The sequence below is a fragment of the Neobacillus sp. S1227 genome (genome assembly GCF_055385255.1).
On sequence record NZ_AP038276.1, the window covers coordinates 3,102,249 to 3,124,890 of the forward strand.

The 22,642-nt window shown below is 39.9% G+C and carries 21 protein-coding genes and 1 pseudogene; 7 read left to right on the forward strand and 15 right to left on the reverse strand.

Features of this window, described 5'->3' with window-relative positions:
* Positions 1-103: 103 nt before the first annotated feature.
* Genes rbsB through ACZ5AE_RS15630 form a run of 6 tightly spaced genes read right to left on the reverse strand, consistent with a single transcriptional unit; the run spans position 104 to position 5,766 of the window.
* Entirely contained in the window at positions 104-1,021 is a 918-nt protein-coding gene (rbsB, locus tag ACZ5AE_RS15605; protein WP_464565312.1) for a ribose ABC transporter substrate-binding protein RbsB, read from the reverse strand.
* A 14-nt stretch (positions 1,022-1,035) separates the two neighbouring features.
* Positions 1,036-2,007, reverse strand: coding sequence for a ribose ABC transporter permease RbsC (gene rbsC / locus ACZ5AE_RS15610; protein ID WP_464565314.1), 972 nt, complete (start codon positions 2,005-2,007; stop codon positions 1,036-1,038).
* 1 nt (position 2,008) lies between these two features.
* A complete protein-coding gene (locus ACZ5AE_RS15615; RefSeq protein WP_464565316.1) occupies positions 2,009-3,490 on the reverse strand; it encodes a sugar ABC transporter ATP-binding protein in 1,482 nt (493 codons plus the stop codon).
* Positions 3,491-3,508: 18 nt separating this feature from the next.
* Positions 3,509-3,904 (reverse strand): D-ribose pyranase, encoded by a 396-nt coding sequence (gene rbsD / locus ACZ5AE_RS15620; RefSeq protein WP_464565317.1) that lies wholly within the window; start codon positions 3,902-3,904, stop codon positions 3,509-3,511.
* Position 3,905: 1 nt separating this feature from the next.
* Positions 3,906-4,784 (reverse strand): ribokinase, encoded by an 879-nt coding sequence (gene rbsK / locus ACZ5AE_RS15625; RefSeq protein WP_464565319.1) that lies wholly within the window; start codon positions 4,782-4,784, stop codon positions 3,906-3,908.
* On the reverse strand, positions 4,777-5,766 hold the full coding sequence (locus ACZ5AE_RS15630; protein ID WP_464565321.1) for a LacI family DNA-binding transcriptional regulator: 990 nt from the start codon (positions 5,764-5,766) through the stop codon (positions 4,777-4,779). The genes rbsK and ACZ5AE_RS15630 overlap by 8 nt, the downstream gene beginning before the upstream one ends.
* Before the next feature lie 106 nt (positions 5,767-5,872).
* Between ACZ5AE_RS15630 and ACZ5AE_RS15635 the strand changes: the two genes are divergently transcribed.
* Entirely contained in the window at positions 5,873-6,100 is a 228-nt protein-coding gene (locus ACZ5AE_RS15635) for a hypothetical protein (RefSeq protein ID WP_464565323.1), read from the forward strand.
* A gap of 273 nt (positions 6,101-6,373) precedes the next feature.
* Here ACZ5AE_RS15635 and ACZ5AE_RS15640 read toward each other — a convergent pair whose 3' ends face one another.
* The 3 genes and pseudogenes from ACZ5AE_RS15640 to ACZ5AE_RS15650 form a co-directional block, all read right to left on the reverse strand.
* A complete protein-coding gene (locus tag ACZ5AE_RS15640; RefSeq protein ID WP_464565324.1) occupies positions 6,374-7,318 on the reverse strand; it encodes an aldo/keto reductase family protein in 945 nt (314 codons plus the stop codon).
* A 472-nt stretch (positions 7,319-7,790) separates the two neighbouring features.
* Positions 7,791-7,973, reverse strand: a complete 183-nt coding sequence (locus ACZ5AE_RS15645; protein WP_464565326.1) for a DUF2187 family protein — start codon at positions 7,971-7,973, stop codon at positions 7,791-7,793.
* Positions 7,974-8,041: 68 nt separating this feature from the next.
* Positions 8,042-8,185: pseudogene (locus ACZ5AE_RS15650) on the reverse strand (molybdate ABC transporter permease subunit); the annotation flags it as partial.
* A 150-nt stretch (positions 8,186-8,335) separates the two neighbouring features.
* Here ACZ5AE_RS15650 and trmL point away from each other — a divergent pair.
* From trmL to ACZ5AE_RS15680, 6 genes are all read left to right on the forward strand, one after another.
* Complete coding sequence (trmL, locus tag ACZ5AE_RS15655; protein WP_464565328.1) at positions 8,336-8,806, forward strand: tRNA (uridine(34)/cytosine(34)/5-carboxymethylaminomethyluridine(34)-2'-O)-methyltransferase TrmL; 471 nt, start codon at positions 8,336-8,338, stop codon at positions 8,804-8,806.
* A 58-nt stretch (positions 8,807-8,864) separates the two neighbouring features.
* The gene (locus tag ACZ5AE_RS15660; protein ID WP_464565330.1) at positions 8,865-9,854 is read left to right on the forward strand and encodes an aromatic acid exporter family protein; all 990 of its coding nucleotides are present in this window, start codon (positions 8,865-8,867) and stop codon (positions 9,852-9,854) included.
* A 270-nt stretch (positions 9,855-10,124) separates the two neighbouring features.
* Positions 10,125-11,684 carry a spore germination protein gene (locus ACZ5AE_RS15665; protein ID WP_464565332.1) on the forward strand — a complete coding sequence of 520 codons (1,560 nt, stop codon included), beginning with the start codon at positions 10,125-10,127 and terminating at the stop codon, positions 11,682-11,684.
* Positions 11,685-11,709: 25 nt separating this feature from the next.
* Positions 11,710-12,801, forward strand: coding sequence for a GerAB/ArcD/ProY family transporter (locus ACZ5AE_RS15670; RefSeq protein WP_464565333.1), 1,092 nt, complete (start codon positions 11,710-11,712; stop codon positions 12,799-12,801).
* The gene (locus ACZ5AE_RS15675) at positions 12,798-13,973 is read left to right on the forward strand and encodes a Ger(x)C family spore germination protein (RefSeq protein WP_464565335.1); all 1,176 of its coding nucleotides are present in this window, start codon (positions 12,798-12,800) and stop codon (positions 13,971-13,973) included. Before ACZ5AE_RS15670 ends, ACZ5AE_RS15675 begins: the two co-directional genes overlap by 4 nt.
* Entirely contained in the window at positions 13,973-14,197 is a 225-nt protein-coding gene (locus ACZ5AE_RS15680; protein WP_464565337.1) for a hypothetical protein, read from the forward strand. The genes ACZ5AE_RS15675 and ACZ5AE_RS15680 overlap by 1 nt, the downstream gene beginning before the upstream one ends.
* A 421-nt stretch (positions 14,198-14,618) precedes the next feature.
* Here ACZ5AE_RS15680 and ACZ5AE_RS15685 read toward each other — a convergent pair whose 3' ends face one another.
* The 6 genes from ACZ5AE_RS15685 to ACZ5AE_RS15710 form a co-directional block, all read right to left on the reverse strand.
* Positions 14,619-14,825 (reverse strand): hypothetical protein, encoded by a 207-nt coding sequence (locus ACZ5AE_RS15685; RefSeq protein WP_464565339.1) that lies wholly within the window; start codon positions 14,823-14,825, stop codon positions 14,619-14,621.
* A gap of 120 nt (positions 14,826-14,945) precedes the next feature.
* The gene (locus ACZ5AE_RS15690) at positions 14,946-15,272 is read right to left on the reverse strand and encodes an antibiotic biosynthesis monooxygenase family protein (RefSeq protein ID WP_464565340.1); all 327 of its coding nucleotides are present in this window, start codon (positions 15,270-15,272) and stop codon (positions 14,946-14,948) included.
* A 510-nt stretch (positions 15,273-15,782) separates the two neighbouring features.
* Positions 15,783-18,098, reverse strand: a complete 2,316-nt coding sequence (locus ACZ5AE_RS15695; protein ID WP_464565342.1) for a xanthine dehydrogenase family protein molybdopterin-binding subunit — start codon at positions 18,096-18,098, stop codon at positions 15,783-15,785.
* Positions 18,099-18,479: 381 nt separating this feature from the next.
* Entirely contained in the window at positions 18,480-19,907 is a 1,428-nt protein-coding gene (locus tag ACZ5AE_RS15700) for an aldehyde dehydrogenase family protein (RefSeq protein ID WP_464565344.1), read from the reverse strand.
* Between the two features lie 16 nt (positions 19,908-19,923).
* Entirely contained in the window at positions 19,924-21,555 is a 1,632-nt protein-coding gene (locus ACZ5AE_RS15705; RefSeq protein ID WP_464565346.1) for an acetolactate synthase large subunit, read from the reverse strand.
* 520 nt (positions 21,556-22,075) lie between these two features.
* Positions 22,076-22,471: a VOC family protein gene (locus tag ACZ5AE_RS15710; RefSeq protein WP_464565348.1), complete on the reverse strand. Its 396-nt coding sequence runs from the start codon at positions 22,469-22,471 to the stop codon at positions 22,076-22,078.
* Between the last annotated feature and the right edge of the window lie 171 nt (positions 22,472-22,642).

Genomic DNA, 22,642 nt, shown 5'->3' on the forward strand with positions numbered 1-22,642 from the left:
TCGAACCATCCCCCGCTGCTTCTCACCATTCTACCAATCTTAGAAACACGAGAACCGCCCCTATGCAACAAAGGCACGGGAACCTCCCGTGCCTCAATATTACTTATTCTTTTACGACTAGTTTAAGTGGTGCAGGGATGTTTTTCGGAACTTTTTTGCCTTGGAGGACATCTACACCTGCGTCAATGGCTAGTTTTCCGATTAGTTCTGGCTGCTGCGCAACGGTTGCTTCCATTTTTCCTGCTTTAATTGCGTTTAGGGCATCGTCATTACCATCAAAACCAATAACCATAATATCTTTTCCAGAACTATTGATTGCCTCAATAGCTCCAAGTGCCATTTCATCATTATGAGCAAAAACGGCCTTAATATCAGGGTTTGCCTGAAGCAGGTTTTCCATAACGGTTAACCCCTTGGTACGGTCGAAATCAGCAGATTGTTTTGCTGTTACCTTTAGTTTCTGATCCGCAATATTATGGAACCCTTTTCCTCTTTCACGAGTTGCAGAGGCACCTGGAACACCTTCAAGTTCAGCTACCTGAACATTTTCGCCTAGCTTCTTGACAATATATTCTGCGGCCATTTCCCCGCCCTTTATATTATCGGAAGCTACTAATGTTGCTACCTTCCCTTTTTCAGCGGAACGGTCAAGCGTAACCACCGGGATTCCGATGTTGTTAGCTGATTGAACGGCTGTGGAAATGGCTGCAGAGTCGGTTGGGTTAATCAGCAAGAGGTCAACGCCCTGCTGAATTAAATCCTCCACATCATTAATTTGCTTTGCGGAGTCATTTTGCGCATCGACTACTTTTATTTGCACTCCTAATGCTTTTGCTTCTTTTTCAACGCCATCTCTTAGTGAAACGAAGAATGGGTTATTTAAGGTAGAAACAGATAAACCAATCTTGATATCTTTTAAATCTGATTTTTTTGCCGGCTTTGCCCATTCAGGAGGCTGCATGGAACAGGCGCCCAATAATAATAGTGACAGTGATATGAGTAATACAGCTAATTTTTTCATGAAAAATCCGCTCCTTATGCTGATTTCTTCCGGTCAAGTAAGACAGCGATGGCAATAACAATCCCTTTTACTACCATTTGATAGAAGGATGATACACCTAGAAGATTCAAGCCGTTATTTAGCGTACCAATAATTAAGGCACCAATCAGCGTTCCAAAAATTCTTCCCTTACCGCCAGATAAGCTTGTCCCGCCTAATACTACCGCTGCAATGGCATCAAGTTCATATGATGTACCAGCTGTTGGCTGTGCTGAATTCAACCTTGATGTTAAAATGGCCCCTGCTAAGGCAGACAGTAAACCAGACAGAGCGTAGATCATCACCTTCACATTTGATACTTTAATACCCGAAATAATAGCCGCCTTTTCATTGCCGCCAATCGCATATGTTTTTCGTCCAAATGGGGTTTTATGGAGAATCACATACAGTAATGCAAACATGATAATCATCGTAACAGCTGGAACAGGTATTCCCAAGAAATAACCTCGGCCGAATAATTGGAATAAAATATTGTCACCAAGCCCAGTGATTGGGTTCCCTTTTGTATAGACCAGTGTTAGTCCTCTAAAAACTGTCATCGTTGCCAATGTTGCTATAAATGGAGCCATTTTTCCTTTTGTAATCAGAAGACCATTTACCATTCCCATGATGCCGCCGAGTAAACAGCCGATGATAATCGCTAAGATGGGGTCAAGGCCAGAGACAATCATACCTGCTGTTAAAGCACTGCCTAACGCAAGAATCGACCCAACGGATAAATCAATTCCCCCTGTTAAAATAACAAATGTCATCCCAAAAGCAATCAGAGCATTAATCGCGACTTGTCGCAGTAAGTTCAATATATTTAAAGGTTCTAGGAAACTTGGGTTTAGTACTGAAACAATGACAAATAAGATAATAAGTCCGACCAGCGGCCCTAGCTTTTGTGTCACTGTATTCATAAATTTCCCCTTGTCGGCTTTTGCAGTTTCATTGATTGCATTCATCTCATTGACCTCCCGTTGCCAATGTCATAATTTTTTCCTGAGTTGCTTCATCCTTTTTCAATTCACCAGTAATTTTCCCTTCATGAACAACGAGGATCCGGTCGCTCATTCCCAACACTTCCGGTAACTCTGATGAAACCATAATGATTGCTACCCCGCGGTCCGTCAGTTCATTCATTAACTGGTAGATTTCTCTCTTCGCCCCAACGTCAACGCCTCTTGTCGGTTCATCTAGGATGAGCACTTTCGGACTAATGCCAATCCACTTGGCAATGACCACTTTTTGTTGATTTCCCCCTGACAAATTGCCAACAGGAAGATTAGCAGATTCCGTTTTGACTGTCAGGCGTTTGATCAGCATATTAACAAAATCATTTTCGCTAGTTTGATTAATAATACCCTTTGGTGCAAAACTGTATAATGAGGGCAATACGATATTGTCCCTTATGGAAAAATCCAAAATCAAGCCTTCATCTTTTCGGTCTTCTGTAATAAAACCAATACCAGTTTTTACGGCCTGATCAGGTGATTTTATAACCATTTTTTCGCCGTTCAGCCAAATCTCGCCGCTGTCAAACCGATCGAGTCCAAAGATGGCCCGCATGATTTCCGTTCTGCCCGCTCCCATAAGACCCGAAACACCAACAATCTCTCCGGAACGGACTGAAAAATTAATATTCCGGAATAGGCCGCGCTTTGTTAATCCTTTTACTTCGAGTACCGTTTGGCCCGGCTTGAAGTCCCGTTTAGGGTATCTGTCCGTTAATTCCCGGCCTACCATTTTCTTGACAACCTCATCAAAATTCGTATCGGGGATAGCCTTCGTGTCCACCGTCTTGCCATCCCGCATGACCGTAATCCGGTCACAGATAGCAAAGATTTCTTCCATCCGGTGTGATATATAAACAATGGATACCCCTTCCTTTTTCAAGGAAGAAATAATCTCAAAAAGCTTGCTGATCTCTCTTTCGGTCAACGCTGCGGTTGGCTCGTCCATGATAATAACCTTGGCATCCGTCATCAACGCCTTAGCAATCTCAATCATCTGCTGTTCCCCAACAGAGCAGCTGCCAGCCTCTTGATCTAAAGGAATCGTAACCATCAAACGGTCAAACTGTTTCTTAGCAAGCGCCTTCATTTCTTTCGTTCTAAGCAGGCCAAGCGGACTCTTCAGTTCTTTCCCGATGAATAAATTTTCCAATACGGTCATATCCGGCCAAATGTTTAATTCTTGGTGGATAAAGGTGATCCCGTTTTGCTCGGCCTCTTTCGGGTTTTTAAAATAGGTCTCTTTTCCATCAATCATGATAATGCCTTCATCACGAGAATGAAGCCCTGTCAGGACATTCATCATCGTTGATTTTCCTGCCCCATTTTCCCCCATTAAGGCATGGACTTCTCCATCCAGCAGTTCAAAATTAACACCTGTTAACACTTTATTGGTTCCAAAGGCTTTATGGATGTTCTGCATCGAAACTCGCATATTTTTCACCTCATTCTATTAAAAAAACACGCCTGATTGTAAAATACAGTTTGCATATGGTGTAATTTCACCAGTGCGAATGACGGCCTTGGCCTTTTTGGTTAGCTGCTTAAATTCCTCATGTGTAACCCGTTCCACATCAATTTCAACAAATTTATTCGTTACATATTGTTCTATTTGCGGATTTCCCGCTTCCATTTCAGATGCGATAATATACTTTTCAATGACCATATCGTCTGCAACTGCGTCCAACACCTCAACAAAGGAAGGTGTACCTGCTTTTAGCGCTAAATCAATTCTGGTAACTCCTTCCGGAATCGGTAATCCTGCATCCGCAATCACAATATAATCTGTATGACCGAGGTCAGTTAACACTTTAGTAATATGGCTGTTCAATATTCCATGGCGTTTCATTTTACATACTCTCCTCTACTTCTTCCCGTGTTGGCATCCCGCCCTGTGCACCAAACTTTGTAACCGATAGTGAAGCAGCACGATTGGCGAATCGAATACTTTCTTCAAAATTTTTTCCCTCAGCAAGTGCAACAGCAAAGGCAGCGTTAAAGGTATCACCTGCACCTGTTGTATCAACAGCCTCAACAGGATATGAAGGAACCACTACCTCCGTATTGCCATTATGGAAACGGACTCCATTTTTACCTTCTGTGATAAATACTTTATTTGGATATTCTAATAAAGCCTCATGAAGGTCTTTATGATCGAAAAGGACCGTTGCTTCATGCTCATTTGGTGTGAGATAGGCTGCCTTTTCGATGACTTCCTTGCGGATTGGCCGGGCCGGCGCTGGATTTACTAATAACGGCACTCCAAATTGATGGCATTTTTCACTGACATATTCCACTGTTTCTTCAGGAATTTCCTGCTGTATAAGGACAATATCAGATTCACGGATGACACCCAGGGCCCTGTCGACAAATTCAGGTGTTACATAATCATTGGCGCCCTTTACCACAATGATGCTATTATCACCTTCTGCGAGGGTAATATGAGCAGTGCCGCTCTCCACACCTGTAACCGGTTCCACATAAGCCGTCAACACATGATTATTCTTAAAATTTTCAAGGATGGCTTTTCCAAATGCATCGTCCCCAATACACCCGACCATATATACCTCTGCACCCAACCTGGCAGCGGCAACAGCCTGGTTGGCTCCCTTGCCGCCGGGAACTGTTTTAAACGATTCTCCTAAAATCGTCTCACCTTTACTTGGTCTTTTGGCGGCGGTCACTACTAAATCCATCGATGAACTTCCGATTACGGTTATTTTAGCCATTGTCCTCAACCTTTCTAGTTGTTTCCCTGTCAATAAAGGTAACAGGCAATTGAATATTTTTTTGCTCTATGATCTCATTATTAACAATTGCAATTAATAGTTTTGCGGCTTCTTTTCCCATATCATACGCCGGCTGCCGAATGGTCGACAACGGCGGGAACAACAAACTGCTAAGCGGGATATCGTCGTAGCCAATGATTTGCAGTTCACCTGGAATGGAAATGCCTCTTCTTAATGCCTCATGTAAGATGGCTGCAGCGCCAAGGTCATTGCCGGCGATCACTCCATCTGTTCCAGGAAATTTATCAAAAATTTCCTGTGCAGTTTTTTCAGCTTCATCAAAAGTAAACGATGCAGTGGTCATTACATTAAAATTAACATTGGATTTGCAAAGCTCATCGATTGCCCCTTTAAAACGATCCTGGGCTGTTTTCAATTCCATCGGTCCTTTAAGCAGCGTAATCCGCTTGCTTCCCCTTCTAATGATTTCTTTTGCCGCCATTTTTCCACCAGCTACCCCATCTGCATACACAGAAGGATGCTGATTAGAGGTCCGGTCAAGAAATACGACTGGGAAGGGTAAATGCTCATAGTGACCTGTTTCAGATTGATTCGTTGCTGAGATGAGACCGATTACATTATTCTGTTTAAATGTTTGGATATAATCAATTTCTTTTACAGGTTTCTCATCTGCATTTCCAATAATCAGCTGAAAACCACGCTCCTGCACCTGATCTTCAACTCCCCGAGCTAACTCAGGAAAAAAAGGATTTCGAATATCAGGAAGCAATAAACCAATTAACCTTGATTTTTTCTTATATAAAGACCTTGCTACTTCATTCGGTTTATAATTTAATTCCTCAATCGCTTGATTGATTAGTTTTCTAGTATCTTCGTGAACATAGCCTTTATCATTTAAAGCTCTGGAAACTGTCGCTACAGATACTCCAGCTTTTTTGGCAACATCCCGTATTGTAGCCATTTAGTTTCACCTCTAATGTGTAACCGATTACACATAAAGATTAACACATCATATTTTATTATGCAACAAGAATACTGTCGAAAATCCTCGATTTTTTGTTTCGCAAATGTCTATTACGGATTCGATCCTTGGCATTGGAACTGCCCTTCTGGTGAATTTGTTTATGCCAAGTCTAGATTCCAATATAATGCAGTATCAAGTAGAAGATAAGAAAAACTTCCACGAAGTTTTAGAGGAAATGGTATCCTATTTACGGACAAAGGAAAGCAGTTGGATGGGGAATGAAATTACCGAGACGGCCCTCTTGCTGGGGAAGCTAAAAGTATTGATATAAGAGATGGAACAGTATCTATTGATAAAGAAAGCTTTTAAAAGTGGAATCGAAGGAATTTAAGGCGGCAAGACCTATATAAGAAGTATTTTTAAAAAGGGCCATAAGAAAAGCAATGCTGAAAAAATGTATTGCTTTTCTTCAATTCTTGCACCCTTTAGTTGAACAAGAACTCACAGTGAAAAGGTATTTAATTGATATTCGAATAAGAAGAAACACCAATTCTACGGTTTTTTTTACTAATTTTTCAAAGAATAAATAAATTCTAACGGTGCCTTATCTTAAAATGTCCTCAATACGAGCGAGAGTTTCAGCATTTAATTTTACGCCTGATGCTTTTACATTTTCCTCCATCTGTTCAGGACGACTTGCCCCTACAAGAGCACTGGAGACATTTTGTTGTCGTAAAATCCACGATAGTGCCAGGGAGACAAGTGACATATCATTGTCTTTGGCAACCTCTTTTAGTAGTTCCACTTTATCAAGATTCTCCTCAGTGAGTAATCCAAAAAGATTACTGTATTTTTCTTGTGATGCACGGCTTCCAGCAGGTGCCTGAGAACCCTTCTGATATTTACCAGTTAAAACACCCTGTGCAAGAGGAGACCAAACAACTTGGCCAATGCCATGTTTTTCACATACTGGGATGATGTCCTTTTCAATATACCGTTGAAGCATGCTGTATTGCGGCTGATTCACAACAATGCGGTCGAGTAGCTTTTTGTCTGCAAGATGAACCGCTTCTGTAATTTGTTCAGCCGTCCATTCACTGACCCCGATATATAATACCTTTCCTTGGCGTACAAGATCATCCAAGGCCCGCAATGTTTCATCAAGCGGCGTTTCCTGGTCAAAACGATGGCAATAATAAATATCCACATAATCGGTGTTCAGACGTTTTAGACTCGCATGACATTGTTCCATTACATGTTTTCGGGATAACCCACGATCGTTTGGCCCATCGCCCATTGGCCAGAATACCTTTGTGGCTAAAACATAGGAATCACGTACGTACTTCTTTAAAGCTTTTCCGACTACAATTTCTGCTTCCCCGCGCATATAAACATTGGCAGTATCAAAAAAGTTGATCCCAAGGTCATAGGCCTTATCGATAGAAGCTGCAGCATTTTGTTCCTCTACATACCCACCATATGTAAGCCAGCTGCCCAAACTTATTTCACTCACTTTTAGTCCTGTTTTTCCTAAACGACGGTATTCCATGTTTATGCCTCCCAAATAATTTCGTGACACAAAATAAAAATACTATATGTATCGTCTTTATGTCCAATATTTTGTCACCTGTTCCAAAATATAGAAAAGGCCCAACCGAATGGTCTTTTTGCATAACACCATATCCATTTCTGTTGTTCAAGCAACTCGCCCTTTGAAGATGGAATGCTAACGCTGCTATACAACATGATAACCGATTGTGCAATAAAAAAATGACTGACCTCCATCTATAGATGTTGATATTTCAACGGTTGTCGAATAATCTGATTTTTTAACCATTAAGATTTTATGAACCAACGCATCATCATATTCATGAAACCCCTAAGTGAGATAAAAAATGCCACCACATTTCATTGGCAGCTTCAGTTCTACAATGAACCTGCTTCGTTCAGTTTAATAACGGCAATAAAAAAGGACTGACGAAACAGCCCTTTTTGTTGCCCAGTTCAATGTATATTTTTCACTAAGTTCCATTAGTAATTTTATAATTTTTATGATTGACTATGGTTGTAATTGGTTCGTTTTTTTCTTGATTGAATCCGTACTTAACAATAACAGAATTTTCTCTAACAACTGTCACAATTCCCTCATAGCTTTTCCCTTCACGTTTAAATAGAATATTGTCCCCGATTTTAGCTGTTGCCATTTTATCACCCCGAACTTATTATTTTCAGAAAAGATAATAAAATGCAGGAAGAATTATACTGCTTTTCGTGGAATGGTAACAGACATAAATAACTTATACTCATTTGCCCCATCAACACGGGCCGCATTCTCAATATCCCTATCAATAGATTCAAACCCCGTCTTAGCTGATTGATACATAAGAGGGCAAGCAGCAACGGAAGAGGCAATCACTCCATCTGTCCCACGAAATTTATCAAATTACCAACAGTTAATATATCCGATTAACCTTAAACTCCCATTGCCTTTGTTAGCTTATGTACATATCCTCCCTTTCTTTATGCTATAATTCGGAGGGGAAAATAAAGACAGAGGTGACCATTCTTGGCAATTCATGTTGTACTATATCAACCAGAAATTCCGTCTAATACGGCAAATATTGCACGGACTTGTGCCGCAACGGATACAACCTTGCATTTAATCCGGCCACTTGGTTTTTCAACAGATGAAAAAATGATAAAACAAGCTGGTTTAGATTTCTGGCAGTCTGTAAACATAATCTACTATGACTCATTGGATGACTTTTTTTCAAAAAATCAAGGTGAGTTTTACTATATTGAAACGTTTGGAGAAGAAGCACACTCATCCTTTGATTTCAGCGACGTTTCAAAGGAACATTTTTTTATGTTTGGAAAAGAAACAACGGGATTACCAAAAGATTTACTAAGAACAAATAAAGATCACTTTCTGAGAATACCAATGAGTGATCATGTTCGTTCACTGAACCTATCGAATACTGCTGCCATATTGGTATATGAAGCTTTGCGCCAACAGGGTTTTCCCCATTTAAAATAAGAAAATTTTCCGTTTTGGAAGATTTTTTTAAAACTATTAGATTAGAAGAGGTTAAGATATGGGAAGATATAAAATCGGTTATCGTACCTTAAAGACAGCCATAGGCACGGCAGCAGCGATCATCATTGCTCAATTTTTCGGATTAAATTTTTTTGCTTCTGCAGGCATCATAACGATTTTATGTATACAAAACTCTAAGAAAAAATCCCTCAAAACTGCGTATGCCCGTTTTGTTGCTTGTATACTTGGCATTGGCTTTTCGTTTATATTTTTTGAAGGGATTGCCTACCATCCTTTGGTCATTGGATTATTACTATTACTCTTCATACCAGTTACTGTTTTTTTCAAGGTCGCTGAAGGTGTGGTAACGAGTTCCGTCATTATTCTCCATATCTACTCAGGGCACCAACTAACTTTGGGAATCGTTCTAAATGAGGTCTATCTTATTGTCATTGGCATTGGCATTGCCCTGCTGGTGAATTTGTATATGCCAAGTCTAGATTCCAAGCTAATGCAGTATCAAGTAGAAATTGAGAAAAACTTCCGCAAAATGTTTGAGGAAATGGTTTCCTATTTACGGACAAATGAAAGCCGTTGGATGGGGAATGAAATTACAGAGACGGCCAGCTTGCTGGAGGAAGCCAAAAGTTTGGCGTTTAGGAATGTAGAGAATCATTTTTTACGTTCAGAAAATTACTATTATCATTATTTTCAAATACGTGAAAAACAATTTGAAATTATTGAACGGATCCTGCCCATCGTGACATCCATTGAGCCGTTAGTCAAACAAAGGTATATGATTGCGGATTTTCTCGAAGTATTAAGCAGTTCCATTCACCCAGGGAACACGGCACAGCAGTTGTTAATCCGATTATATGATTTACAAAACCAATTTAAGGATGAACCTCTCCCGGAATCCATGGAGGAATTTGAGGCTAGGGCTCAATTATTTCAATTGATAAAAGAGATGGAACAGTATCTACTGATAAAGAAAGCTTTAAAAGTGGAATCAGAGGTAATTTCCAACCACTTATTGACCGCTAAATAAAAACGTAAAACGAACTGGAAATGATGAAAGGTCGTTTTAGAAAGGACCCTCCCCTCTTATTGACTGGGTGAGGGTCTTATTAATTTATTGTGCTGGTATCCCATCTGCATTTCTAGTAATCAACTGAAAAAACCTCCCCCTTCTCCAATAACATCACGTTAGAATTTCGATAACTGTTCCTCCCGCAAATACAATAGTTAAATCTTTTGTATACTTCATGAGAATATATGGAAATTTAATATATACATGAAGCCAGAGGAGGAAATGGTGGTGATTCGATTAAGAAGGCTCTCTGCCAATAAAAAAAGAAAAGCAAACAGAACACCACAACAGACTTTTTCAAAGGACTTTCCATTATCGAAGAGGCTTGAAGAAAATGTGCAATTTTTCACCTCTCTTTACGGGGAAAGTTCAGACGTGATTTTCCGTTCCTTTGTTGTAGGGAGAATAGACGCCGCAATCATCTATATTGAGGGATTAAGTGATACTCAAAAGCTGGACGAACAAGTGTTGGAACCCTTAATCAGCCAAATGAGATTTGATGATTCCGACTTCCTTCTTTCGATAAAAAATCAATTACCCATTTCAAATATAATATCGATTTGTACGTACTCGGCCTGTATAGATGCAATTACCGAAGGAAACCCAATATTAATGTTTGATGGGTATAAACAGGCATTCTCACTGGGATTAGTGAAATTTGAAAAGCGCTCAATTGAGGAGCCTCAGGCTGAAACCTCCATTCGAGGTCCAAGAGAAGGGTTCACAGAATCTTTGGGTGTCAATATTTCCTTATTGCGGCGGATTATTAAAGACCCGGCATTGAAAATGAAGACCCTCCATGTGGGCAAATATACGAAAACCAAGGTTGTGATTTCTTATATAGAGGGTTTGGCAATTCAAACATTGATTGAGGAAATCGAAAACCGTATTAAACGGATAGATATTGATGGAGTATTGGAAAGTGGATACATTGAACAATTCATTGAGGATAACCCCTATTCCCCTTTTCCGCAAGTTTTGTATACAGAGCGTCCTGATGTGGCTGGCGCAAATCTGCTGGAAGGCAGGGTTGTTTTAATGATTGACGGAACACCCTTTACTTTGATTGCACCTGTCAGTTTTTTTAGCTTATTTCAATCGCATGAGGACTATTATGAACGTTTTTGGATAGGGAACGTGATTAGGTCTCTCAGATTTCTTTTTTTAGCCATATCGTTATTCCTACCTTCCATGTATGTTGCCATTACAACTTTTCATCAGGAAATGGTACCAACAGATCTTATGTTAAGTATTGCTTCCTCCCGAGAAAGCGTTCCCTTCCCTGCAATCGTTGAGGCAATTATGCTCGAAATTACATTTGAAGCGTTAAGGGAAGCTGGAATACGTCTTCCTAAACAAGTGGGTTCAGCTGTCAGTATCGTAGGAGCACTTGTGATTGGACAGGCAGCTGTTCAGGCGGGAATTGTTTCAGCCCCTATGATTATTGTGGTGAGTCTCACAGGGATTGCTTCCTTTATGGTCCCTCGCTATTCAATTGGCCTTGCCATCCGCTTGTTAAGATTCCCTATCATTATTCTGGCAGGCTCGTTAGGATTAATCGGTGTGATGCTTGCATTAATCTTTCTAATTATCCATTTGTCATCGCTAAGATCTTTTGGGCTTCCTTATTTAAGCCCAATCGCCACTCTCCAAGAAAATCTGTTACAGGATACGCTCGTTCGCGCTCCATTATGGAAGATGAACAAACGCCCTCACTTGACGGGGAAATACAATGATACAAGACAAGGACAAAACTTAAAGCCTGGTCCCGAAGACGGTATTGATTAAAGCGAGAATGGTGGTGACTTAAATCGTGCTAGAAAAAGGAAAAATTTCAGCCCTTCAAATGGAATTTCTTATGGTTCCAACCATTATTGCTACAGGTATCCTTACAATCCCGTCCATAGCCGGAAGGTTTGCACGTCATGACATGTGGATGACGCCCATCGCAGGCTCTGTAGTCAGTTTTTTAACTGTATACATCGCTTGGAAACTTCATCAACTGTTTCCGAGGTTAACACCCATCCAATACAGTGAAAAAATACTTGGGAAAGCAGTTGGAAAGATAGTTGGTTTTTTTCTCATTTCCTTTTATACCTATAATTCAGGACTAGTCCTTAGGGAATATTCTGATTTCATCACCGGTAACGTGATGCTCGAAACACCTGGGATTGTGTTTTCCTCCACCATCTTGTTTGCAAGTGCATTGGCGGTGCGGGGCGGGATAGAAGTGATATCACGTGCCGCCGTTATATGTACGACACTATACCTGAGTACATCTGTCTCTCTCTTATTAATCATTAAGGATATAGATATTTCCTATATGCTTCCTGTTCTGGAGAATGGGGTTCTCCCTGTCATCAAGGGAGGAATTGTACATAATGCATGGTACAGTGAATTTTTTCTTTTAGCATTTCTTTACCCATTTATCAGTAATCAAAAAAAGGGTCTTAAGTCAGGGATGAAAGCGTCTCTTATTGTAATGGTTTTTCTTTTTTATGTTAATTTTTTTGTCCTTACCTTATTAGGGGTTTCATCCGTCAATCAATTATATCCTGTATACTCGATCATCCGCGCGATTACGGTATTGGGATTTTTCGAGAACTTTGAAGCAATCATCACCGCCTCATGGGTACTTGGGAATTTTGTGAAGATTACTGTTTTTCTTTATGTTGTCAATTTAGGCCTTGCCCAACTTTTAAGGCTTTCGGATTACCGGTTGATTGTGTTTCCCATAAGTCTCTTGATCATTTTAGTAAGTTATTGGGACATTCCGAATATTGTGGTCTTGGTAGACTTCATGACCAAAATTCAGCCGTTTTACTTTGTTATCGTTCAGACTGTCTTACCCCTAGTCTTACTAATCATTGCCTTAGTACGCAGGAAAAGGAGCGAGAGCGGTTGAAGAAAAGCCTCATTTTCATCATGTGCCTTTGTATTCCCACTCTTTCTGGCTGTTGGGATCGTGTGGAAATGCAGGATCTCGCAATTGTTACGTCGACAGCAATCGACCTATTGGAGGATGGAAAAACAAGAGTGTCGGTCCAACTCTTTATTCCGCGTGCCATTACAAGCGGAGAAACCGGAGAAGATCCAAGCTCAGGTTCTACTTTTGTTCGTGAAGGAACGGGAGATAATCTTGCCAACGCTATTTCAAAGTTACAAGTCAATGTACCGAGAAGATTGTTTTGGGGTCAATGCAAAGTATACATTTTCGGAAACAAACTGGCTAAGAGCGGCATACGCAATCATATCGATTTCTTGACACGTCATCCGGGTCCAAGAGGGAATTCCCTTCTCTTTGTAAGTGAAGGGGAAGCAAGTAAAAGCTTGATGTTAGTTCCACCTTTAGAAAGGTTTTCCGGGGAGGCACTAAGAAAATTAACACTGGAAGAGTATGGTATGGTTACTACTTTAAGGGATGTCGATATGGGCTTAATGGGAGAAAGTGAAAGTGTCTCTATGCCCTATATTAAAAGATTGGTATCAAAAGAATATGCAAGAAAATCACATGAAACCATACCTGTTATTGTTGGAGCCGCTATTTTTCATAAAGATAAAATGATTGGAACGCTTAACATGATGGAAACACGTGGATTATTGTGGTTAAAAGATGAAGTAAAAAGAAGTACAATCTCCATTAAGCCAAAAGGCGAACAAGGAAAAATTACCATGACACCGACCATAGGAAAAATGGGGTATAAACCTCAGATCAATGGAAAACATTGGATTATGAATCTTCACGTTTCTATTGAAGGTGATATTGTCCAAAATGAAACGCATTTAAATCTTATGAATGAGGATGTCATCAATACAATCCAGAGAGAATACGAAATTGCATTAAAGGAAAGAGTGACCCTAACAATTGATAAGCTTCAACATGAATATAAGACCGATGTTTTCGAATTCGGAAGGAGATTTCATCAAAAATATCCGAAAGAATGGAAAAAAGCAAGGGACAACTGGGATGAAATCTTCCCGGAAATAAAAGTCAACATTGCGGTGAATGCAGAAGTAAGGAGACCTGGTTTCATTGGACCTCCAGCAGCACTTCCAAGAGACGAGGTGAAGGAATAATGCAATGGAATTGGAGTACAATACTGGCAGTACAAGGACTAATTTGGCTGATTGTGTTATTTGAGTGGAAGCGTCTCAAAAAGGCCTCAAGAGCTGAGAAAATCCCCTTTGCTGCCATCCTGTTCATTTCTGCATTTCTGTCCTTTTTTAACCTGGAAAAGGTACCAGGTCCTATCACCCTTCTTCAATATATTTTTGGTCCTTTAGGGAAAATAATGGAATGAGGGGCTTCAGAACTAAAAGAAACACAAGGTATGATGAAAGAACGTGGGGAGATTGAGATTGCATTAAATACGTTCCCCTTGACAATGGTAATCATTGCTCTCCTTCCTCTGGTCGTGGCAGTTTTATGATGGATGATAAACGTCCTAAACCACAAAGAAAAGACCGTAAGTATCCTGGTAATAATCCAACCTAATGGGACTGTTTTATTTTATGAAGCAGTTTATCTTGTAGTCACATTTTGAATGAAGCCAACTATTGTTTTAATAGTTGGCTTTAATTCTTGACGAGACGATAATTTTATTCAACTAAACACATTAGTACAAGTACAACCAACAAATATTCCCCATAATAAAATCCCTAGACATTGTCATAGGGATTTGCAGGTTTTATATTCAATTGTATCAGGTAAATACTATTTAATCACTCTGTCGATTGGGCTTGAGCTGACTTTTGTACTTGTGTTACGGCGGTTAAAGCAGATGAAATCTCGTTTGATGCCTGTTTAATCGCTTCCTGGGCGAGTGTAGGATCGGAATTTGCCTTTTCAATTGCTTTTGTTAATAATTCCTGGGTGAGTGTTACATTTGCTTTTGCTTGATTTAGTTGATTTACATCAATTTGAGTCATAAGAATCTCTCCTTTTATTTTGAATACTTCTATATCATCACCTCACATTTTATTTTTATTAATGGAAAAAACTACATCAAAATGCCTTACATTAACAAATCTAGTATGTAAAATAATTAATTACATTTCAAAAAATTTATGTCTTTCTACCTTACAAACCCTAAGAGAAAAATTTTTATACCATTCTGTTTTCCCCTTTTCTTGTGCCATTCTATGGGCTGAATTTTCCTTCCAATCTTTTATGGATTCCAAAGAGTCCCAATATGAAACTGTAATTCCTAACTCCCCATCACGAGCACTTTCTATCCCTAAGAAACCCTTCTGCTGAGAAGCTAACTCTACCATTTTGTCAGCCATTTTTCCGTAACCTCTGTCACCCTTAGTTCGCTGTGATGCAAAAATTACTGCGTAATAAGGTGGTTCAGGAGTTTTTGCAATTCCACTCATATTTTGTTCCCCCAAGTTCACTGATTTCTTAACTTTTTCAATATACATTTTATTACACTTTGTTACTTAAAGAAGAAAATGGCATTACCCCATTAGTGAAGGAATGCCCCTAAGTGTATTTTTCCAACTTTTTATTATAATAAAGGTATTCTGGTGAAGCTATGGCTAAATGCGATCAAGAAACGGAGAATTTCATGGCTTTAAATTTGATGAACGACATTCTGACTGGCAAGCGAACCATAGAAGATGCACGTCGTGCTCCGGTTGAAATCAAAAAAGCATTTCGATTAACAGCCATTCATCACCTTATACCATAGGATTCCTATTCCCAAAACAATCTCATCCTTCATATCCCGATATCAAGCTTTATAAGGCAAACTAAAAACGTAGGTTGGTTCTATTATTTAAATTGAAATGTATTCCTAAAATTACTTTGCTGTAACTAATATGCTTAGTCCTCATATACGACGACCTTTAAATGGAACTGGACTCGTTCCCATCGGATATACTTTATTGTTTTTCCTTTGCTTTCCAAATCAATTCTGGAATTAATGGAAGATTATGAAGCGAAACACCAGCTGCTAAGGACAGCGCATTCCCGAGTGCCCCAGGCATTCCCATCAAACCTAATTCTCCTATTCCACGAGCTCCATAAGGTGCATCAATCTGTGGATTTTCAACAAAATCAACCAGGTAGTTAGGATTCTCTCCATATCGAAGTGGACGATACGTCCGAAGCTGCGGATTTAAAACCCTCCCTAAATCATCAAAATAAAATGTTTCTCTTCCAGCGAATGCCAGCCCCATACTCATTGCCCCCATAACCTGGCCTAATGCTGTTTTTATATTCATCACCCTGCCAGCATCCACCACCGCCGCAGCATTAACCAATCGATAAGTATAATTCATACGATCGAATTCTACCTCCACTCCATAAGCCGCGACAGACCACTCCGGACCAGGCTTCCCAGCTCCAGTTTCGGGATCCAATTTCGTTATATGGCGTAAAATATATTTCCCTCTGCCAATGATTTGACCACCAATAGCGTTGCCATTTGGATACTTATACCCATAACCAATATCTTTAAAATGGAGACCAATGGATGGATCATCCCTCAAAAACACCCGGCTATTTGCCACTTCTAAATCTTCTTCCGGTGCTCTTAGCACACATGAGGCCACTTCCTTTAATTGGTTAATCACATCTTCTGCAGCATTTAAGGTGGCCCTGCCTGCCATAAATGTTCCCCTGCTGGCAACGGTCTTCCAATGTTCTGGCATGGTCTGGGTATCAATTTCCATTCTGACATGAATTTTATCGACATCCATTTTGAGTCTCTCGGCGAGAATTTGAGCAAGCACAGTCTTAGTTCCAGTTCCAATTTCGATAAGGCCTGACATTAAATTGATACTGCCATCTCGATTTAAGGTTAAAGTAACACCTGAGGGAGCGTTTGCATCAATCGTAGACGTTTTCCAACTGCAGCTTACGCCTTTTACTCTAACAAAACGTTCACTTATCTCTTTAATCGGTCCTTCGTCCCATTTCATTAAATGTTTTACTTTCCCAATACAATTTGGTAAATCCCCTAAATTGCTTTTATTTAAAGGAACCCTTGTCGGTGTTGTATTTCCTGGCCTAATGGCGTTTAAAAACCTAAGTTCCAGCGGATCCATCTGCAATTTTTGTGAGAGTAAATCCATTGTTCTTTCAATCACAAACGTAAGCTCGGAATGAGAAAAACCTCTGTATGGGGAGGCATACGGATGATTGGTATACATACAGTATGAATCACACCATACATTTTCCACATTGTAGGGTCCTGTGCAATCAACCGCCCCAGATCTCGTTACATCAATTGCTTTATCCGAATAGGCTCCCCCATCCCACAAAAAAAGGATTTCCATTACTTTTATTTTCCCGTTACGGTCAGCCCCAATTTTAACTGTTGCATCTAAACCAATGTGACATGGAGATGTAATGATATCCTCTTCACGAGTATTAAAAACCTTTACGGGTCGGCCACCAACAGCCTTCGATGCTAAGTACGCAAGTATTTCAAGCTGAACGGGTGCTTTTCCACCGTAGCCTCCTCCAACAAACGGCGTATGAACAACAATTTTCCCTATATCTTCACCAAGGTATTCGGATATCAACGTTTTGACCATATAAGGTGCCTGAGATGAGGTCATTATATTAATTGTTCCATCTCGTGAAATCTCACAAGTTGAACATCTTGTTTCCATTGCAGAATGATCTGATGGGGCAAAGGAATAGCTTGCTTCTACTGTTACAGCACTCTCAGACCATCCTTGATCCATATTGCCCTTGCGAATTTTTATATGGTTTGCAATATTTGTTCCAGGGACCGGGCTTGAATCTTCCTCCTTTTTGTATTCACCTAACCTTTCATGAACGAGGGGAGCATTCCTTTCGAATGCCTGTGTAGGTGAATTTACCACAGGTAATAATTCATATTGGACCTTCACAAGGTCAGCGGCTTTCTTAGCTTGTGAAGGAGTATCAGCAACAACTAAGGCAACAACTTCACCGTGGTAACGGACCTTATCAACAGCAATTGGCGGGCGGTCGCGAATGGCCTCACCTGTAAGTGGAAAATGTTCTCCTGCGATAATCGCCCTAACTCCAGGCATTTTTCGTGCTTCTGTCGTGTCAATCGCTGTGATTCTAGCGTGTCCATATGGGCTGATGACTTTTGTACAAGAAAGCATTCCGACTGATTGGAAATCATCTGTGTATTTCGCGTCTCCAGTCACTTTATCCCAAGCGTCTTTACGAATGACACCTTTTCCAATTAACTCCAAGTCAATCCCCCTTACAGACCGTTATTATGAAACCTTTCCAATTAAATTAATATTCGTGTAAATATAGATAAATACAGCTAAATTGGAGTAAACCATTTAATTAATGATACCTGCTACGAAAAAATTACGCTTATTCAAGTAAACTCCCTATATAAAGAAAGGGGTTGCCGCCGCAACCCCCTTCTTAACCCCTTCCATACTTTAGTCAACAAGAATTAGCTATTAGTACGTTTTTTCAATTATTAATGATTAAACTTCGAAATTTACGGAATGATACAAAGTTTGTTTATTAGGACTATGAGGAAGGGTCAACCTCATTTTAAGCCGAATCTTTCAAAAAGGATCCACAATATATGGAGCATGTGAGCCGTCCCCATGGTGCTACTTTAGTTTAATGCCAATAAATTTCAGCTCCGTCATTTCTTCAATGGCATATTTAATTCCTTCTCTGCCTACTCCACTTTGTTTTACACCTCCGTAAGGGAGATTATCTTGCCGGTAGGTAGAAATATCGTTAATCCAAACACCTCCAATTTCTAGTTGGTCTGCTACCCGGATTGCCCGGTCTATATCCTGGGTGAAGACACCCGCTTGCAAACCGTAAATGGAGTCGTTAGCATATCCGATAACTTCCTCTTCTGTATCAAACGGAATGACTGATACAATCGGTGCAAAAACCTCTTCTGCAATGATTTTCATATTGCGATCGACATCTGTCATGATGGTTGGAGATAGAATGGTTCCGTTTCGTTCGCCTCCCACTTCTATTTTTGCACCATTTCGAACCGCGTCATCAATCCATAGCTTAGCCCGCTCGGCCTCTTTCTCGGTAATCATAGGTCCGATATCTGTGGCTTCCTCCATTGGATCCCCAATTTTCAAAGCCCTTGTTTCGTTGATAAACTGTTCCAAAAATGGATGATAAACATTTTTTTGTACAAAGATTCGTTGAGCATGAATACAAACTTGCCCTGAAAAAGAAAATGCTCCAACCACTAATCTTTTTACAGCTGTTTCTAGGTCTCCATCTTCGAAAATGATATTAGGGGAATTGGAGCCTAATTCAAGGGTTACTTTTTTAAAGCCGGCGGTTTCACGTATTTTCTTACCGACTGCTAAGCTTCCCGTAAACGAAACTTTATGGACTTTTTCATGTGTGACAAGCGGTGCCCCTACCGCTCCTGTTCCCATTAACAAATTTAATGCCCCATCCGGCAGGCCTGCTTCCTGAAATAACTTGACTAATTTATAACCCGACGCAGGTGTTTTCTCAGCAGGTTTGAACACAATCGTATTACCTGCCGCAATCGCTGGTGCAATTTTATGCAAAGACAGATTCAATGGAAAGTTAAAAGGAGTGATGGCTCCTACCACACCTAATGGGATTCGTTTCACAAGCCCCATTCGGTTTTCCCCGCCAATGGCTGCATCCATGGCCAGGACTTCTCCAGTAATATTTTTGGCTAGTTCCGAAGCAAAGCGCAGGACTTGAATGGAACGATTGATCTCATCTCGGCTATATTTGATTGGTTTTCCAGCCTCTCGGACAATCGTGTCGATAAAATCCTCTGGCTTTTCCTCTAATAAGTCGGCTGCTTTTCGTAAAATATCACTCCGTTGATGTGCAGGCATCTTCTTCATCGTAGAATGAAAAGTTTCAAAAGCATTTTCTACTGCTTCATTCAGATCAGTTTCTGTCGCTAACGCTAATTCCGCTACAATTTCTTGGTTGTAGGGATTTTTTACTTCAAGTGTTTCCCGATTAGATTCTTTTCGCTCTTGACCATTGATAATCGAACCGAGCCGCATGCTGATCCTCCCTTTCTTAGCATTGAAGATGACTTAATTTCTCCGTTAATTTCATGTTTTCACTATAATCAACTTGGCAATCAATAAAGACTGGTTTGTTCATGGCAATGGCTTTTTCAAGTGCAGGCTTAAGTTCCTCTGCCTTGTTAATTTGCATTGCTTCAAATCCGTAGGACGAGGCCAGCTGCACAAAGTCAGGATTTCCAAATTTAATATGGGAAGGACGGTTAAACTTTTTCATCTGATGCCATTCGATTAAGCCATACCCTTCATCTCTCCATAATAAAACAATAATGGGGAGATTCAGCCGTTTAGCTGTTTCTAACTCAGCACCGGTCATTTGAAAAGATCCATCCCCACTAACAGCGACAACGGTTCGATTCGGCTGGGCAAGTTTCGCTCCTATCGCTCCGGGGACAGCAATCCCCATTGATGCCAAGCCATTTGAAATTAGACAGGTATTCGGTTGATAGGTATGGAACATTCTCCCCATCCATACTTTATGTGCACCCACATCTGAAATCACAATATCCTCTTCTTTTAAAACAGCTCTTAAATCGGAAATAATTTTCTGAGGTTTGAGCGGGAAGCTGGTATCATCACGAAATTGCTGCAGCTCAGCCAGTGCTTTATTCCGAACGTTCAATACCCATGAATTATTCCTTTCTCCTGGGGATAGGACATTATGTAACTTTTCTAAATTCCGTTTGATATCTCCTACTACATTTAGTTTTACAGGATAATTTTGATCAGTCTCTGCTTCTTCTGTATCAATGTGTAAAATGGAGGTGGTACCATTAGGATTCCATTTAGATGGAGCATATTCTGAAATATCAAAACCAATCGCGATAATTAAATCGGAGTGATTAAATCCACATGTAATGTAATCATTCCCGCCAATGCCTGCTGTAAATAAACTTAAGTCATGGGTCCAGGGAAGAGCTCCTTTTCCCATGAAAGTATGGACGACAGGGATATTGGCCTTTTCAACTAGGGCCCTAAATGGTTCAGCAGCATGCCCTCTCGTTATTCCGTTACCAGCTAAAATGATTGGGTGTTCGGCCTTTTCAATAAGTTGAGCTGCCTCTTTAATGACCTGATCGCCTGCTTCTGTTATAGTATGGACAGTTCCCTTTAAAGGAGTTCCCTGAACCTCCATTCCAGCAACATCATTTGGGAGATCAATGTGGGCAGCACCTGGTTTTTCCTGTGTCGATACTTGAAATGCTTTACGGACTGCCTCAGGTATGATTTCACCCTTTTTTATTTGTGCATTCCATTTTGTTACTGGTTCATAGATGTGAATTAAATCATAATACTGATGACTAATTTTATGCTGCCGGTTTAAACTAGCCTGGCCTGTAATTGCTACAATAGGATTCAAATCCATGTTGGCATTTGCCACACCTGTTAAAAGATTTGTAGCACCTGGCCCTAAGGTGGCCAAGCATACACCCGGTTTTCCCGTTAACCTTCCGTAGGTCCCTGCCATAAAAGCAGCACTCGTTTCATGCCGTGTTACGATAAAGTTAATCGTTGAATCAAGGAGAGCATCCATAAGATCGATATTTTCCTCACCTGGTATCCCAAAGATATACTCTACGCCCTCTTCCTCTAAACACTTAACTAATAATTCAGCTGCCTTCACTATTAAACACCCTTTACAATGGATTGATACATTTCTTCTTAAGTAAACAAATTGTTCACCATAGTTTTCCACAAATAGATTTCCTTATCCTACCCCTTAACTGAACTTACCTACAGTTAGTGAAACAAGAAAAGCTGACAAAATGGCTGGTTAGATTTTAATTACTTTTCAGTACTCTGTATCATAAGTAATTAGTGATACTGACTACTGTTATAAAGTATTACTGAATAAAGCTTTTTTTCAATAAAACTTTTCGCTAATAAAGCCCGTTTTTACGGCTTCAAAGGTGTTTTTAAAATGTTACAGCTTAGACTTCAGCCAGGCGCTTGATACTTCTCAAGAAGATGTAATTTAAAAATAATTCCCGGCCAATCAGACTAATCAATATTTTAATATTTTTAGAATGAAAAAAAGCCGAAAATATGCAAGAAACGAATAAAGATTTGCATATTTTTCGGCTTTAATAATTGGGTTATTTTTAATTAAAGAACCTGTTTATTTGATTAAGTACAATGTTTTATTAAGGAAGATTGATTTGCCACGAAACTCCGAAACGGTCATTTACCCAACCAAACTTTTTACTGAAACCATAGTTGCTTAAAGGCATAAGTGCTTGTCCACCTTCGAGGAGTTTCTCATAAAGATTTTCAAGCTCTTCTTCAGAATCGCAAGTAAGAAAGATTGAGAAAGAAGGTGTAAAAGAGAATTGATGTTTGACAAAACTGTCAATACACATAAATTCTTGACCTTTCAAGGTAAAAGTAGCCTGGAAGACGGTGCCTTCTGGACCAGCTTCATTCGCCCCATATCTAACAATGCTTGTAATTTGAGAATCCTCAATGATAGATGTATAAAAATTCATCGCTTCTTCTGCGTTGCCTTCTTGAAACATTAAAAACGGTGTTACCTTTTCCACTCTTCTCCGCCTCCTGATTATATAGACTAAATTATATTATAGTTGATTTTATTATTAAACGAAACCGCGTTACTTTAATAGAAGAAAGATAATACCTCTATTTAAGTAAAGCTCCTTGTAGATTCACAAACAATAAGGCAGCTTCAACTTGAGACTATGTGTGCTGGTTTG